The sequence below is a fragment of the Chitinophaga sp. genome (assembly GCF_036569125.1).
GTDB lineage: Bacteria > Bacteroidota > Bacteroidia > Chitinophagales > Chitinophagaceae > Chitinophaga.
Genome location: NZ_DATCRF010000023.1, coordinates 1 through 16,041 on the forward strand (window position 1 = coordinate 1; position 16,041 = coordinate 16,041).

The window sequence follows — 16,041 nt, forward strand, 5'->3', positions numbered from 1 at the left end:
TGATATACCTGTACAACTATGCCGGCCAGCCCTGGAAATCACAGTACTGGCTGCGCGAGGTAATGAACCGCCTGTACCTGCCTACGCCGGATGGTTATTGCGGGGATGAGGATAACGGCCAAACCTCCGCCTGGTATGTATTTACCGCGCTGGGCTTTTACCCTGTTTGTCCGGGTACACAGCAGTACGTGATAGGCGCACCGCTGTTCAAAAAAGCTACCGTGACTATGGAGAATGGCAAAAAGCTGGTGATCACCGCTCCGCAGAACAATGCAGACAACCGTTATGTGCAGGATGTGAAAGTGAACGGGCAGCCGTACACGAAGAACTGGTTTGAGCATAGCGCACTGCAGCAGGGGGGTACCATTAACTTTACCATGAGCGCTACGCCTAACAAAAGCAGGGGTACTGCTCCGGCGGCAGCGCCTTACTCCTTCTCACGCGATGAGAAGCTGAAATAATTCTTACTTTTGTAATACTGTTTGAGGGTTTGATGAATGGGGTACGCTAACACCCATTTATCAAACCCTTAAATATTGCACCATTTAACCGTCTTAACTATTCAGCATGGCAAACCCTTATATATCACTATTGAGCACGGCATGGCGTTTTGCGCGTCAGGAGCGGAAGAAATATGTACTGGTATATGTCATGTTCCTGTGCTCCAATATTGCCGCTTCCCTTACGCCTTTTATTTTCGGCTGGTTCATTGGACAGGTACAGCAGGATACGGCCCGGGTATGGCACTACACGCTGTTGTATGCAGGCGGTTATTTTTTACTGAAATTAACAGAGTGGTCTTTTCACGGGCCGGCCCGCGTAATGGAGCGGCAGCTGGCCTTTAACCTGAGCCGCAACTTTTTGCAGGAACGTTATCACCAGGCATTACACCTGCCGGTAAAATGGCACCAGGATCATCACAGCGGCGCCACCATAAACAGGATCCGCAAGGCATATGAAGCATTACGGGAGTTTTTTGACCGGGGTTTTATGTACATGCACGCGCTGGCCAAATTCTTTTTCTCCGTAGTGGCCATGCTTTATTTTTCCCCGCTGTATGGCTGTATTGGCATATTGCTGGGCGCTTTCACCATCTGGATCATTTTCCGGTTCGATAAGCCTTTCATCCGCACACTGGACCAGGTGAATGAACGGGAGCACGTGGTATCTTCCACTTTGTTCGATAGTTTATCCAACATCATGACGGTGATCACCCTGCGGCTGGAAAAAAGTATGGAAACCGGCCTGCTGAAAAAAGTGCAGCATATTGCCAGCCCTTTCCGCAAAAATGTAAAGATCAATGAATGGAAATGGTTTTGTGCAGATATGATGGTAACGCTGATCTACTGCGTAATTGCAGCCGGCTATGTGTACCAGCACTGGGAACCGGGTAAGGTATTTTATGTAGCGGGTCTGGTCACATTGCTGGGATATGTAAACCAGTTCACCAGCGTGTTCCATGATATTGCCTGGCAGTATACGGATATTGTGCAGTATAACACCTACGTACAAACGGCCGGCAATATTAAGGAGGCCTATCTGCAGCAACATCGCCCCGATGCGCCTACAGACCTGCCGGAGAAATGGCAGACCATTCAGATAAAAGAGCTGAGCTTCTCACACCGGGAGCAGTATGATGCGGAACATGCGCCGCAAAGCCTGCACCGTTTGAACATTACCATTGGCCGCGGCAAACGTATTGCGCTGATAGGGGAAAGCGGCAGTGGCAAAAGTACCCTGCTGTCTTTATTAAGAGGCTTGTACAACCCGCAGCCGGGTATGGAATTAACGGTAGATGGTAAGCCATACGGGCTGGATACGATCAATGAAACAGTAACCCTGTTCCCGCAGGAGCCTGAGATCTTTGAAAATACCATTGCCTATAACGTTACGCTGGGCCTGCCTTTCAGCGAAGAAGATATTCTGAGCGTATGCGAAAGCGCACATTTTACAGATGTGATCCAGCAGCTGCCACAGGGGCTGGGATCAGACATCCGCGAAAAGGGCGTAAATCTTTCCGGCGGCCAGAAACAGCGCCTGGCGCTGGCCCGTGGCATTTTAGCTGCCCGTGAAAGCGAGCTGGTATTGCTGGATGAACCCACCAGCAGCGTGGACCCAAAAACGGAAGCCATGATCTACGATAAGCTGTTCAAAGCATTTGCAGATAAAGCCCTTGTTTCCTCCATGCACCGCCTGCACCTGCTGGGGCAGTTTGACTACGTATATATCTTACGGCAGGGGTATATTGTAGATGAAGGCACTTTTGAGCATTTGCGGGATAACAGCCCCATTTTCCAGGAGCTTTGGAAACACCAGAAAGATACTATTGGCAAACATTACCAGTAACCGAACTTTTTGGCATAACATTGGTTTTAATAGCGGTGAAAGGAAGTTGTGCTGCTCCTTTCACCCTTCACTTTTCACAAAAAGTATGATTATGATGATCCGCGTTCTGGTATTTATCACGTTCATTGCATGTATATATAGCTGCGCCAGTTCACCATACAGGGCTACCAATAAAGTGCATAAACAACAGGTAAAAGCTTTTTCAAAAGTATTACGCCAGCCCCCGGCGCCCGTGCATATTGATTCCGTGCAGAATGTTACCTGGTGGGCCGGTACAACCAACTTTAGTATCCGCAAACCCAATTACGTGATCATTCACCATACTGCACAAAACAGCTGTGATCAAACGTTGCGCACCTTTACCATGCCCAGCACACAGGTGAGTGCGCATTACGTAATTTGCCGGGATGGCGTAGTGCATCAAATGCTGAATGATTACCTGCGCGCCTGGCATGCCGGCGCAGCCAAATGGGGCAGCCTTACAGATGTTAACTCATCTTCCATAGGTATAGAAGTAGATAATAATGGTTTTGAGCCCTTTCCCCCGCAGCAGATCCGCAGCCTGATGATCTTACTGGATACGCTGCGGCGCCGGTATACGATCCCTGCTGCGAATATTATTGGTCATGGCGATATTGCACCCGGCCGCAAAGTAGACCCCAGCGCGTATTTCCCCTGGCAGCAGCTGGCGGAAAAAGGTTTTGGCCTTTGGTATGGAGATACGGCTAATATTACAGTACCGGATAATTTTAACAATCTGCAGGGGCTGCGCATCATCGGTTATAATGTAAAAGACAGTGTGGCCGCCATCGGCGCATTTAAGCGGCATTGGATCCCGGCTGATTCCCTCACACGGGATACCTTAAGTATGGGAGAAAGAAAGATCCTGTATAGTATTATGGAGCAGAGCCAATAAAAGAGTATATTTATGTAAGCCCTCAATCCTTATGTTAAGACACTATTTTCCGGCCGCACCCTCCGGCCGTTCCGCACAGGAAGCTATTGGCACTGCAGGTGTGCAGCGCAAAGCAGTTGCATTTACACCCACGCAACATAATAATGCAGGTTTAGTGAAAACATCTTCAGCAAGGCCGCTGCCATTGCAATTTGTACCACAATTAAAACATGGATCGCGTGAGCAATTGCCGGGCCGTTTTGCCCTGCCGGCCGGCCAGGTAGTGCAACGTAAAATAGGCGCTGAAATAGAAGTAAAAGGGCAGCTGACCTACACCAGCCCGGAAAACTTTCCCCAGGGAACTTCTGTAGCTGCCATGATGGTAAATGGACAGCCAACGGAAGTGCACCTGGAACATCCCCGAAAACTGGACGCAACCCATGGGGTAGCTACCCTGGAATTCGCTACCGGTAAATATGATCAGCCAGATGTTGCGTTAAACTCTCCGTTGGCAGAAGGGGCCAGGGAGATCGGCAGTGCCGCAGGCGCCCTTACGCAAGGCCAGGCAGTACCACTCTCCAGCATGCAGGGAATTGTTTTAACAGCAGATGGTCTTAAGATGAATGAGGGTGCGGGCCCACAGGTAACCATCAACCAAAAAAAGGGAGCCTTCCAGGTAAATGTTTCCCCCACAAAAGAAAGTGCAATTAACCTGCATGAATACCTGGATGTAAACCAGGGCGTATCACAAAGTTTTGAAACCGGCCAGTATTATGTAGATAAACGGCATTCAACGCAGCCCAGGGATATGGCTGTTCTTTTCACCAATGAGGTGTATAAAATAATAGTAGCCGTCATTGAAAAATCTGTGGAGGCTACTACACCCATGCCGCCCTTCCTTAAAGCCGCCATCCGCACTATGGCAGATATAGCTACTGTGTACTTTGGCAGAATAGAGGAATCTTTAAGTCCGGACGGGATAGATACTGATATTGAGAAGAACAGGTTCCCTGCAAACACCCGTGCAGATCTAGAGGCATTGTGGCGAAAAACATTGGCTGATGAAACAGTAGCAGTCTGGGTAAGGGGTAAGGATATGGATAAGGAGCTGTTAAGTGGATTTGGGCAGGCGTTACCACAAGTGCTGAAAAGTAAATATCCATTGCGGCGGGAGAAAACGGTTGAGGCATACTCAAACGAATCCCTGGCAGCCGGATTATTGGAAAAACAGAAAGGCCTCTTTAGCCAGTTTATGTCAGATATGAATAATAAGGCGCTGGAGAATCAGCTGGTGGAGATCAATAAACAATTAAATGAATTGAAAGTAAAGAACACAATAGTAACCGATAAGGGTAGTGAAATGATGGATGAAACAATGCGTTCACTGGATGCCTTGTTAAAAAGACAGCTGTTACTGGTTGCACCACGGAAAAAGGATGATGAAAGGCGTAATATACCTGCTATTCTTCCCAAAGAAAGAACAGATACCACTTATGTGGATGTAGATGAGGAAGCCCCGGCCGGCGTAAAAGAAGTGAGGGATCCCTTCCGGTTTGGCGACCTGAGCTTTGGCGCCTGGAAAGATGCCATCATTTTTTATGAAACAGAATTAAGAAAGGCCGGCGTACGGTATTAATGTAGATATTTCTATTTAGTCCATAGTATTTGTAGAATAGTAAAATATTACTACTTTTGGGCCTGGAAACTAAATCCAGCCATAAATGACGACTGACACGGTGTATACCGGCAGGGGCTTATACCCTGTGCTTTATTGTAGCCAACATCTCAATTATATTTCAGGCGCCTTCATTCATCGCTGTATGCCCTGTCAGGGCTGTTGTTAATAATACGCATATAATCTATCTGATCAGGCATCTGTGATACAGGCGCTTCTTTGCGGTCATCGCCGCAACACAATTCCTATTGTCGTGAACAATCAATTAAAACCAGTTTTATCATGAAATTTTTACACACCATCGTATTGCTGTCCGTGCTGCTGTTAGTACAGCAGGCCGGATACGGGCAGGATACAAAGATCACGGGGGTGGTCACTTTTAAAGCGGATGCACAACGCGTGCCCGGCGCCGTAGTTACGGTAAAGGGCAGCAGCAAAGGCACGCAAACAGATGCGGATGGTAAATATTCCATCTCCGCCAGGGCAAATGATACGCTGCACTTTTCCTACATTGGTTATACCGGTGTGGATATAGCAGTAAATGATACACGCGTTATTAACGTAGCGCTGGAAAGTTCAGAAAGCCGTTTGCAGGAAGTAGTGGTAACGGCCCTGGGCATTTCCCGCGAAAAAAGATCACTGGGATATGCGGTACAGGAGCTGAAATCCCGCGATATTACCGAAGCGCGCGAAACCAATTTAGTGAACGCGCTGTCCGGTAAAATAGCCGGCGTAAATATCACCAACAGCCAGGGCGACCTGGGCTCTTCCCGCATCGTGATCCGTGGCGAAACCTCTATTGCAGGTAATAACCAGCCCTTGTTTGTGCTGGATGGTATTCCCATAGATAATAGCCAGCTGGGCGTTGGTATTGCTACTGCCCGCGATTTTCCCAATGCTATTTCCGACCTGAACCCGGATGATATCGAATCCATCAGCGTGCTGAAAGGCCCTAACGCGGCGGCTTTGTACGGATCCCGCGCAGCAAACGGTGTACTGGTGTTAAAAACAAAAACCGGCCGTGGTGCAAAGGGCTTGGGAATTACCGTTAATTCCAGCGCTACTATGCAAACGCTGCTTACCTTGCCTAAATACCAGGATGTTTATGGCCAGGGTTCCGGCGGGCAGTTTGATTATGTGGATGGTAAAGGAGGCGGTATTAATGATGGCGTGGATGAAAGCTGGGGGCCCAAGCTGGACGGACGTCTTATCCGCCAGTTCTTCTCCAACGGCCAGCCTGCGCCCTGGGTAGCGCATCCTGATAATGTGCGCGACTTTTATGAAACCGGTTATACGCTGAACAATGGTTTATCTGTTGCGGGTACAAATGATAAGCTGGATTACCGGTTCTCTTATAACAATACCAAACAAACCGGCCTGTTACCCAACACCGGTATTACCCGCAACTCCTTTACCTTTAACAGCACTTACCGCATAGCACCCAAGCTTACACTAAGCACTTATGGCAGCTACATTCGCGGTAATGCAGATAACCTGCCGGGCGTGGATGGCAGACGCTCGAACAGTGTTACACTGCAGTTCATCTGGTTTGGCCGCCAGGTAGATACAAAGCTGCTGCGCAGCTATAAAGACGCCAATGGCAATGATTATAACTGGAACCACAGCTATTACAGCAATCCCTACTGGATCCAGTATGAAAATACCGTAGCGCAGAACCGTAACCGTTTCTTTGGCAATGCGCGCCTCTCTTACCAGGTGCTGGATTGGTTAACCGCCAACCTGCGCGTAGGTACGGATTATTATAACGACCGCCGTAAGTACAAGGTAGCTTATGGCTCCAACGGTACGCCCTATGGCTCTTATACGGAAGATGCCTATGCGGTAACAGAAACCAACTCAGAATTTACCCTGAATGCCAACAAAAAACTGAACAAGGATTTTAACCTGGATGTGCTGGCAGGCGGTAATGTGCGCACCAATCAGCTGGAAAATAACTACCAGCAAGCGCCGCGCCTGGCCGTGAAAGATGTGTACACGCTCAATAACTCACGTGACCCGGTGATCTCCACCAACAACTTTTCAAAGCTGCGGGTATATAGCTTGTTCTCCTCTGCCCAGCTGGGTTTCCGGGACTATGCGTTCTTAAACCTTACAGCGCGTAACGACTGGTCATCTACCTTACCCAAAGGCAACAACTCCTATTTTTACCCTTCAGTAAATGCCAGCCTGGTGCTGAGCGAAGCATTGCACATTCAAAGCAATGTGCTTTCCCTGCTGAAAGTTCGCGGTGGATGGGCACAGGTAGGTAAGGATACAGATCCTTACCAGCTGATCAACACTTATCCGTTCAACCAGCCTTTTGATAATAATCCTTTATTAACAGTATCTGATAAATTCCTGAAGGATGATCTGAAGCCGGAGATCACCACCGCTACAGAAGTAGGTGCGGAAATAGGCCTGTTCAAAGACCGCGCACGGCTGGATGTTACGTACTACAACTCCAACAGCTCTAACCAGATATTGCTGGCAGATGTAAGCCCTACCACGGGTTACCTGAAAAAGCTGCTGAATGCCGGTAAGATCAATAACCACGGGATAGAAGTAACCCTGGGTTTAACACCGGTTAGCACCGCATCCGGTTTTCGTTGGGACGTGAACGTGAATTATTCCAGGAACGTAAGCAAGGTAGTGGAGTTGGATAAAGATGGTTTCCTGAATGATTATGTACTGGGCAGCAGCGGTAACATACAGGTGCTGGCCAGCAAGGGACAGCGTTACGGCGCCTTGTTCGGCAAGGCTTTCCTGCGTAATGACCAGGGCCAGATCCTGGTGAATGCCGATGGTTCGCCCGCCATTGATCCCAATAAAAAAATACTGGGTTATTATACGCCCAAATGGATCGGCAGCATCAATAACGTGCTCTCTTACAAAGGCGTTAGCATCAGCTTTTTGATCGACACCAAACAAGGCGGCTCCATTTGGTCCGGTACCAACTACACCGGCATTTATACCGGTGTGCTGGCCGAAAGCCTGCCTGGCCGCGATGCGGAACACGGCGGCTTGCCCTATTACTACCCGGGTAATGATAAAAAGGCTACACCCGTGCAGCTGGCAGATCATAATACCGGCGCGCCGGGCGGTGCTACCGTATATCATGATGGTATGATCTTTAACGGGAAAACTGCCGATGGTAAGCAGAACACAACTATTCTGCCTGCACAATCCTATTACAAAGCGGTATATAACAGCAGCCTGAATGAAAGCAGCGTGTACGATGCCTCCTTTATTAAGCTGCGCGAAGTAAGGATCGGTTATACCTTCCCGCATGAGTGGCTTCGCGGCCTGCGTTTTCAGGACCTGAACATTACGCTCACCGGCCGTAACCTCTGGATCATCGACAAGAAAGTGCCCAACATTGACCCCGAAACTGCTTTCAACACCGGTAACGGGCAGGGGCTGGAAACCTTGCAGATCCCTACGGCACGCAGCTTTGGTATTAACCTGAGAGCATCCTTTTAATTGTGAACGCGAAACTGAATAACATGAAAAAGTTAAAATTCATATATACATTATGGTTAGCACTGCCGCTGGTAGCTGTTATAAGCGGTTGCCAGAAACAGCTGGACCGCATTAACCAAAACCCGAATGAACCCCGCGTTGTGCAGCCGGATTACCTGCTGAGCAACGGTATTAAAGCCAACGTGGATACTTACTGGGGTAATGAAGCCGCTATGGAAGCAGCCCTGCTGTACGTGCAGTACTGGTCTAAGATCCAGTATACAGATCCTGACCGTTATATACCGGCAGCAGCCAACATTCAAACCGTGTGGAGCAATTTTTATGCACAGGGTATAGAAGATTTTACCACCCTGGTGCAGCTGGGCGATAGCTTGCCCAATCCCAACTACAAAGCCGTAGGCCTTATTATGCGGGCCTGGCTGTTCCAGAATGTAACCGACCTGTTTGGCAGTGTGCCTTACTCACAGGCCGCTAACATCCGGCAATATCTTACGCCTAAGTATGATGAGCAGAAGGATATTTACACCGGCATACTGGCCGAGCTGAAAACCGCCTCACAGCTGATAGACGAAACCGGCAATCCCATACAGGGCGATATTTTGCTGGCCGGCAATATGCGCTTATGGAAAAAGTTTGCCAACAGCCTGCGCCTGCGCATTGCCCTCCGCATTGCCGACAAGCTGCCGGAAGTATCAAAGGCCGTATTCGCAGAAGTAGGCTCAGATGCTGCTTTACTGGTGGCAGATAATAAAGAGAACATCCAGCTTAATTACAAAGCATCGCCCAACCAAAACCCGGTAGGCCGCAACCGCGAAACCCGGAACGACTACCGTATCAGTAAAACGATCGTTGATAGGCTGAAGGCGCTCAACGATCCGCGCTTAACCATTTATGCGGATAAGGCTAAGGATACCAGCGTGCACGATCTTATTGGCGTAACCAATGGCCTGCCGGTGGATTCCGCTGCCCGCCTGGGTTTTGACAGAACCTCCGATATTGGTACTGTATTTAAGACCAGCGATGCGCCTGCAGTATTGTTCAGCTATGCAGAGCTGTTGTTCATTCAGGCAGAAGCTGCACAAAGAGGCTGGCTAAGCGGTAATGCAGCCACTTATTACAACCAGGCAGTTACCGCTTCATTAAAACAATATGGCGTAACAGATTCACTGGTGACTAAATATTTAGCGCAGCCTGCGGTGGTGTACAACGCTAACAACTATAAACAATCTATCGGAGATCAAAAATGGCTGGCCCTGTTTGGGAATGGCCTGGAAGCCTTTGCAGAATGGCGCCGCCTGGATTATCCGCAGCTGAAACCGGCTTATTCCGGTGTGCTGCAGGGTAAGATCCCTTTGCGTTTCACCTATCCTTCTACGGAACAGGCTGTGAACCGCGAAAATTATAAAACAGCCGTAGCTACGCAGGGCGCTGATGTGTTAACGACTAAGTTGTGGTTTGACGCGTACTAAGCAGAAAGCGTAAAGCATAAAGCTTAATGCGTAGAGCATTAGGTTAAAAAGCAAAAAGCAGGAAGTCATTACAATGGCTTTCTGCTTTTTGCTTTCTGCTTTATGCTTTGCGCTTCTCTCAAAGCCTTCGCTGAAAAAGTACCGGGTACAGCTTCTCTAATTCTTTCTGATGCTGCGGATCTATCTTATGAAATTCCTGTGAAAATTTTTCCCGGGCAATATGATCTTTCACGGAATCCTGCACCCGCACAACCGCATCCATTAAATTTCCACGGGCGCCCATCATCACAGTACCCTGGTATTTAAAACGCAGGTAAGCCGGCAGCTTGCCGTTGCTTTTATAACAATCTGTCCAGTAGGCTGTCAGCACGCTGTCAAATGAGTGTGGGCCCCTTGGCACTGCCTGGTCATTAACTTTGATATTTACCATAGAGTCTACTACAATAAACTGTGTGTCGGGCACTGCCGGTGTATCGCCCAGATCGGGTACGGCTGTAACAGCGCTGGCGCTGGTGTCTGTAGCCTGGGTAACATTTTTATTGTGTGTTGATTGCGTACAGGCAGTAAATAGCAGACCTGCGCAAAAGGTGAAGATCACCTGTCGTGAAGTCAGAAAAAACATAAGCAATTCCAGTTTGAACCACCCTGATCCTGCAATATTGATGCCTGTAATTAATTATCATCCCACAGGCGTTCTGCCGCCGTCTACGGAAATATTTGTTCCCGTAATGTAGCTGGCGCTGGGGGACGCAAGGAAAGCCACCAGGGCAGCTACTTCCTCCGGTTGCCCGAAACGTTTCATGGGTATTTCTGCCAGCCACTCCTGCTCAATATCTGCTTCGGGCACATTGCGCGCTTCTGCGCTGGCGCTGATAACAGCGCGCAGGCGGGCAGTAGCGGTAGCGCCGGGTAATACATTATTTACAGTAATGCCATAGGGCGCCAGCTCGCCGGCCATGGTTTTAGCCCAGGCCGCCACGGCCCAGCGGGTGGTATTGGATACGCCTAAATTTTTCAGGGGAGTTTTTACGGAAGTGGAAATAATATTAATGATGCGGCCGTAACCAGCCGCCGTCATACCCGGGATCACAGCCTGTGACAGGATGTGATTGCACACCAGGTGCTGGTTATATGCTTCTGTAAAGGCATGCGCCTTGGCATCCAGGATGGGGCCGGGCGCAGGGCCGCCGGTATTGTTAACTAAAATATGAATGGTGCGGGTTTCTGTAAGGGAAGTGATCACCTGCTCCACCCAGGAAGGGTCCCGGAAATCAGCTACTACAAAATGATGTTGCTGTTGCGCGCTGGTGTTCAGCAACGCCTTTGCTTTTTTTAGCCGGGCTTCTGTTTTTGAGATCAGGATGCATTCTGCACCGGCAGCAGCCAGCTCCTTTGCAGCGGCCAGTCCTATACCTTGTGAGCTACCGCATATGAGCGCGGTTTTCCCCTTTAATGAAAGTTCCATGGTTCCCCGTAATTTAATTAACAATGAAGAATTAAACGGATAGTAATTGTAAATCAATGCAATATCCTGATTAATTCTTCATTGTCAACTTACATTTTATACACGTACATAAATACGCTTACGGTCCAGTATTTTTCCTACGCTCCAGCAAAACAGCATGTAGGTCAGCGCAAACAGCAATGAGCCTACTTTGCCCGGTGCAATGGGCTGGAAAATATGATCGTTTATCCAGGTATATACGGAAACACCGCCGGTGTGGATGAAATACAGGAATATCACCACTACTTCAGACAGCAGGTACAGGAACAGCGGGTTCTTGCCAAACACAGTAAAGAAGCCCGTCCAGCCGGTTTGTTGTTTAAAGTCTATAACAAAGATCAGCAGGGATAGCAGCAGCAGGTCAATGCCCACAGTGAACAGCACATAAGAGCTGGTCCAGATCTTTTTATTGATAGGAAATGCAAGGTTCCATATCTGTGCAGCAATGATCAGCGCCACACCTGCTACTATAAGCCGGGTAAGGCCTTTTTGTGTTTTGCCCTGCTGCTGTACAAAAAGCCCGGTGTAATAACCTGCTACCACGTTTACAATGGCCGGCAGGGTGCTTAAAATACCTTCAGGGTCAAAAGGAAAACCTTCGCCTTTGTACAGGTGACGGTCGCCCATGATAAAACGGTCAAAGGTCAGCACGGCATTGCCATGCAGGCTATATTGATCCCCGGGCTGGCCAAACAGCCAAAGGATCAGCCAGTATCCTAATAAGAGCACGGCGGATAATGCCCATACACCTTTCTTAGGCAGGAAATAGATCATGAGCGAGGCCAGGCCATAACACAGGGCTATACGCTGTAACACGCCCAGTATGCGGGTATCGCCAATAGGAATGAATTCCCAGCCACCGTCGGCAGAATGACGTACAAAAGGCAGCCAGTACATCAGGAACCCTAATAAGAAAATGAGGAAGGTCCGGCGTAATATTTTACCCAGCACTGCTCCCGTGCCCAGCTGCTCGTATTTGCGCATGCTAAAGCTCATGGCGTTGCCCACAGCAAACAGGAAGGAAGGGAATACCAGGTCGGTAGGCGTACAGCCATGCCAGTGAGCATGAAGGAGCGGTGCAAAAGTGTCTTCGGAACCCGGTGTATTTACAATGATCATGAAACATACGGTCATACCCCGGAATACATCCAGCGGCAGGAATCTTTGTGGTGCTGACGACATAAGGTGAAGGAATTAATTCTGAATAATACGTAAAAAACGCTGTTTTTCCTACATTGTGGCAAATGTCCAAACCAGTCAACCAGAAAGTTACCATCGCAGATATAGCCCGGGAGCTTAATCTTACCGGCGCCACGGTATCGCGGGCGCTGAATAACCGTAAAGGCACCAGTGAGGATACCCGCAAGCTGGTACAGGCAGCCGCCGCGCGTATGAACTATCACCGCGACCGTATTGCTTATTCCCTGCGGGCGGGCCGTACCAATATTATTGGAGTGATCATTCCCAGCGCGGAGATCAACTTTTTTGGCTCCGTGATACATGGTATTGAGAACATGGCCAACAAGCATGGCTATAATGTGCTCATTTACCAATCCAATGAGCAGCCGGAGTTTGAGCAAAAAGGCATCACTACCTTCCTGGGTACGCGGGTGGATGGGATCCTGGCTTCCATTGCTAAAGAAACCACCAACTTTAAACACTACCTGGAAATAAAGGAAAGAGGGTTGCCCCTGGTGTTCTTTGACCGGGCCAATGATACCCTGAACATTCCATCAGTAGTGGTGGATGATTTCAAGGGCGCGTACTATGCCACAGAACACCTGGTGCACCAGGGCTACCGCCGTATTGCGCACATTGCCGGGCAGCAGCACTTAAAAATATTCCGTGACCGGCTGGAAGGTTACAAGGCAGCACTGACTGCCAACAACCTGCCGGTAGACGACTCTCTGATCTATAACGGTAACGTATCCATAGAGGCCGGCCGCCAGGCCATCAGCCATTTCTTAACACTGGCCACGCCGCCTGATGCTGCTTTTGCAGTGGAAGATTTCTCTGCCCTGGGCGCTATTAAAGAGCTGAAGGACCGGCAGATCTCCATTCCCCAGGATTTTGGCGTGGTGGGTTTTGCCAATGAATCTTTTGGAGAGCATATTACCCCCAGCCTAAGCAGCATAGACCAGCAAACCGTGCAAATGGGCAAGGAAGCTTTTAAGCTGCTGTTAGAGCTGATCGAAGAAGGAGGGGAGCCGGTGAAGCATCATACTAAATCCAGGATCATACTGGAGCCGGTGCCGGTGTTCAGGCAATCCAGTCAAAGGAAGTAGGGGGAATTACGAATTGTCAATTACGAATTACGAATTACTAATTGAGTACTGAGTGTGGCGGTTGTACGGGGATTGGTTGTTTGGTTAGCTACTTCCAACCTTCAACCTTCTGCTTTAAACCTCCGATCGCCAACTTCCAACTTCCAACTTCCTACTTCCTACTTTCTACTCCCTACTCCCTTTTCTTACTCCCATTTCCTACTTTCTACTTCTTCCTTCTTACTTCCAACCCCGTACTCCCTACTATTAATTATTAATTCTTAATTATTAATTAATTTGGCCAATTCAACGTAATCGATTACTTTTATTTTCCTAATCAGTTTACGTAAGCCTTTATGGTCATAACGTAATCGATTACGTAAAAATCAGGAACTGACCATAAATAATTCCACATGTCCGTACAAGAAATTCAACCGATCATTGAAAGATCAGCCAGTCCGGCAGCAGTCCTGCAGGCGTTTTGTGAAGCCAATTTCAATGCAGCACCCCTGATGATCCGCGCCGCCGGCCGTATTAATCTTATTGGTGAGCATACGGACTATAACAACGGCTTTGTGCTGCCGGCCGCCATTGACAAAGCCATCTACCTGGGCATTATTAAACGGAACGATCAGCAGCTGCGTTTTCATGCACTGGACCTGGATGATCATTACACCGGCAGCCTGGATAGCCTGCAGCCATCCTCCAAACACTGGCCTGATTATTTACTGGGTGTAGTGCAGCAGCTGCAGCAAAAGGGTTATCCTATACAGGGATTTGAGTGTGCCTTTGGCGGTAATATTCCGCAGGGAGCCGGCCTTTCATCATCCGCTGCGCTGGAATGCGCCGTGCTGTTTGCCCTGAACCAGCTGTTTGAGCTGAATATCTCTAAAATGGATATGGCCCGTTTTGCACAAGCTGCAGAAAATAATTTTGTAGGCGTGCGCTGCGGCATCATGGACCAGTTTGCGAGTATTTTTGGGAAGCGCCAGCACCTTATAAAGCTGGACTGTGGCTCGCTGGAGTATGAATATATTCCTTTCCGTTTTGATGATGTGAAGCTGGTGCTGCTGGATACCCAGGTGAAACATTCCCTGGCATCATCCGAATACAATACCCGCCGGGCAGAATGTGAGCAGGGCGTAAAGCTGGTAAGCCGGCACCATCCGGAGGTAAGCAGCCTGCGGCAGGTAAGCATGGATATGCTGGATGCATATGTAAAACCTTTTAACACGGTTACGTATAACCGTTGCCGGTATGTGGTAGAAGAAATACAGCGTTTGCAGGATGCCTGTGCAGACCTGATCAAAGATGACCTCTCAGCTTTTGGACAGCGCATGTTTGCTACGCACGAAGGGCTGGATAAGTTATATGATGTTAGCTGCGCTGAGCTGAACTGGCTGGCTGAAATGGCCTCCGGTGAATCCGGCGTGCTGGGCGCACGTATGATGGGCGGCGGTTTTGGCGGCTGCACTATTAATATAGTACAAACCCACGCGGTGGAAGATTTTATTGCAAAAGCAGGTCAGGGATACCAGCAGCAGTTCAATATTCCGTTAAAAGCCTACGTAACCAGTATTGAAGATGGTTGCCGGGTGATGGCATAATTACCGGCATTGATACTCAGCTATAAAATGCAAATTTACAAGGGGTGGCACACCAGTACGGTGTGCCACATTTATTTCAGAACATCAGCTCCGCGCCGCCAAAGTAGTTCCTGCCCGGCGCCGGGTTATAATAACGTTTGCCTACGGCATTCAGATCATTCCCCAGGCTGTAAGACTGGTTCAGCAAATTATCTGCCCCCACGTATACGGATATACGGCATTTGCCGGCATGTGGTATTTGCCAGCCGGCCTTGCATTGCACCAGGTTATAGGAGCGGGCAAAAGCAGTATTGGCATCATCCAGCGGCAGCCGGTCTGTGAAATTATGCTGGCCAAAAACATAGATGCCGGCCGGCAGCTGCACCAGCAGGCTGTTAACCGCTACCTGTTTAGGTACGCCGGTCAGCTGGTTACCGGAAAAATCCTGCCCGGCGCTTTTGTAATCGCTAAAACGGAAATGGCTATACGTATAGCTGCTTTGCCATTGCAGCCCTCTTAACACGCCATGCTGCCGCGGGGCCAGGATCCATAACATGCCCTGTGCTTCTACTCCCGTTTGATGGGTGCCGCCTGCATTGGTAAAGAATTCCGTGCCATCATCATGCAGGTTGCGCACAATGGCGTTTTGCAGGCGATAGTAATATACAGAGGCGTCTATCCAAAAACGGTTACGGTTGCCGCTCATGCGCAGGCCCACTTCATGGTTCCAGCCATTCTCTGCCTGCAGGGCGGTATTAATAATATTATCAGAGGCGCGTACTTCGGCAATAGCAGGGGTAGAGTAGCCGCGGCTAACCGTAA

Annotated in this window: 12 protein-coding genes; 8 read left to right on the plus strand and 4 right to left on the minus strand. The window is 49.0% G+C overall.

The window, feature by feature from the left end; all coding sequences use genetic code 11:
• The 6 genes from VIM87_RS00775 to VIM87_RS00800 form a co-directional block, all read left to right on the plus strand.
• A partial coding sequence (locus VIM87_RS00775) for a glycoside hydrolase domain-containing protein (protein WP_331995121.1) occupies positions 1-461 on the plus strand: 461 nt, incomplete at its 5' end.
• Between the two features lie 106 nt (positions 462-567).
• Positions 568-2,346 (plus strand): ABC transporter ATP-binding protein, encoded by a 1,779-nt coding sequence (locus tag VIM87_RS00780; RefSeq protein WP_331995122.1) that lies wholly within the window; start codon positions 568-570, stop codon positions 2,344-2,346.
• Positions 2,347-2,437: 91 nt separating this feature from the next.
• Entirely contained in the window at positions 2,438-3,262 is an 825-nt protein-coding gene (locus tag VIM87_RS00785; protein WP_331995123.1) for an N-acetylmuramoyl-L-alanine amidase, read from the plus strand.
• Between the two features lie 31 nt (positions 3,263-3,293).
• The gene (locus tag VIM87_RS00790; RefSeq protein ID WP_331995124.1) at positions 3,294-4,877 is read left to right on the plus strand and encodes a hypothetical protein; all 1,584 of its coding nucleotides are present in this window, start codon (positions 3,294-3,296) and stop codon (positions 4,875-4,877) included.
• Between the two features lie 321 nt (positions 4,878-5,198).
• A complete protein-coding gene (locus VIM87_RS00795; protein ID WP_331995125.1) occupies positions 5,199-8,396 on the plus strand; it encodes a SusC/RagA family TonB-linked outer membrane protein in 3,198 nt (1,065 codons plus the stop codon).
• Between the two features lie 23 nt (positions 8,397-8,419).
• Positions 8,420-9,865, plus strand: a complete 1,446-nt coding sequence (locus VIM87_RS00800; protein ID WP_331995126.1) for a SusD/RagB family nutrient-binding outer membrane lipoprotein — start codon at positions 8,420-8,422, stop codon at positions 9,863-9,865.
• A 118-nt stretch (positions 9,866-9,983) separates the two neighbouring features.
• Here the strand turns inward: VIM87_RS00800 and VIM87_RS00805 are convergent, their stop codons facing one another.
• From VIM87_RS00805 to VIM87_RS00815, 3 genes are all read right to left on the minus strand, one after another.
• On the minus strand, positions 9,984-10,487 hold the full coding sequence (locus VIM87_RS00805; protein WP_331995127.1) for a hypothetical protein: 504 nt from the start codon (positions 10,485-10,487) through the stop codon (positions 9,984-9,986).
• A 57-nt stretch (positions 10,488-10,544) separates the two neighbouring features.
• Positions 10,545-11,330, minus strand: a complete 786-nt coding sequence (locus tag VIM87_RS00810; RefSeq protein ID WP_331995128.1) for an SDR family oxidoreductase — start codon at positions 11,328-11,330, stop codon at positions 10,545-10,547.
• A 96-nt stretch (positions 11,331-11,426) separates the two neighbouring features.
• On the minus strand, positions 11,427-12,551 hold the full coding sequence (locus tag VIM87_RS00815; RefSeq protein WP_331995129.1) for a DUF5009 domain-containing protein: 1,125 nt from the start codon (positions 12,549-12,551) through the stop codon (positions 11,427-11,429).
• A 62-nt stretch (positions 12,552-12,613) separates the two neighbouring features.
• On the opposite strand from VIM87_RS00815, the gene VIM87_RS00820 reads away from it, so the two are divergent.
• A complete protein-coding gene (locus VIM87_RS00820) occupies positions 12,614-13,654 on the plus strand; it encodes a LacI family DNA-binding transcriptional regulator (protein ID WP_331995130.1) in 1,041 nt (346 codons plus the stop codon).
• Between the two features lie 392 nt (positions 13,655-14,046).
• Complete coding sequence (gene galK, locus VIM87_RS00825; protein WP_331995131.1) at positions 14,047-15,240, plus strand: galactokinase; 1,194 nt, start codon at positions 14,047-14,049, stop codon at positions 15,238-15,240.
• 76 nt (positions 15,241-15,316) lie between these two features.
• Here galK and VIM87_RS00830 read toward each other — a convergent pair.
• The coding region (locus VIM87_RS00830; RefSeq protein ID WP_331995132.1) for a TonB-dependent receptor at positions 15,317-16,041 on the minus strand (725 nt) is incomplete at its 5' end.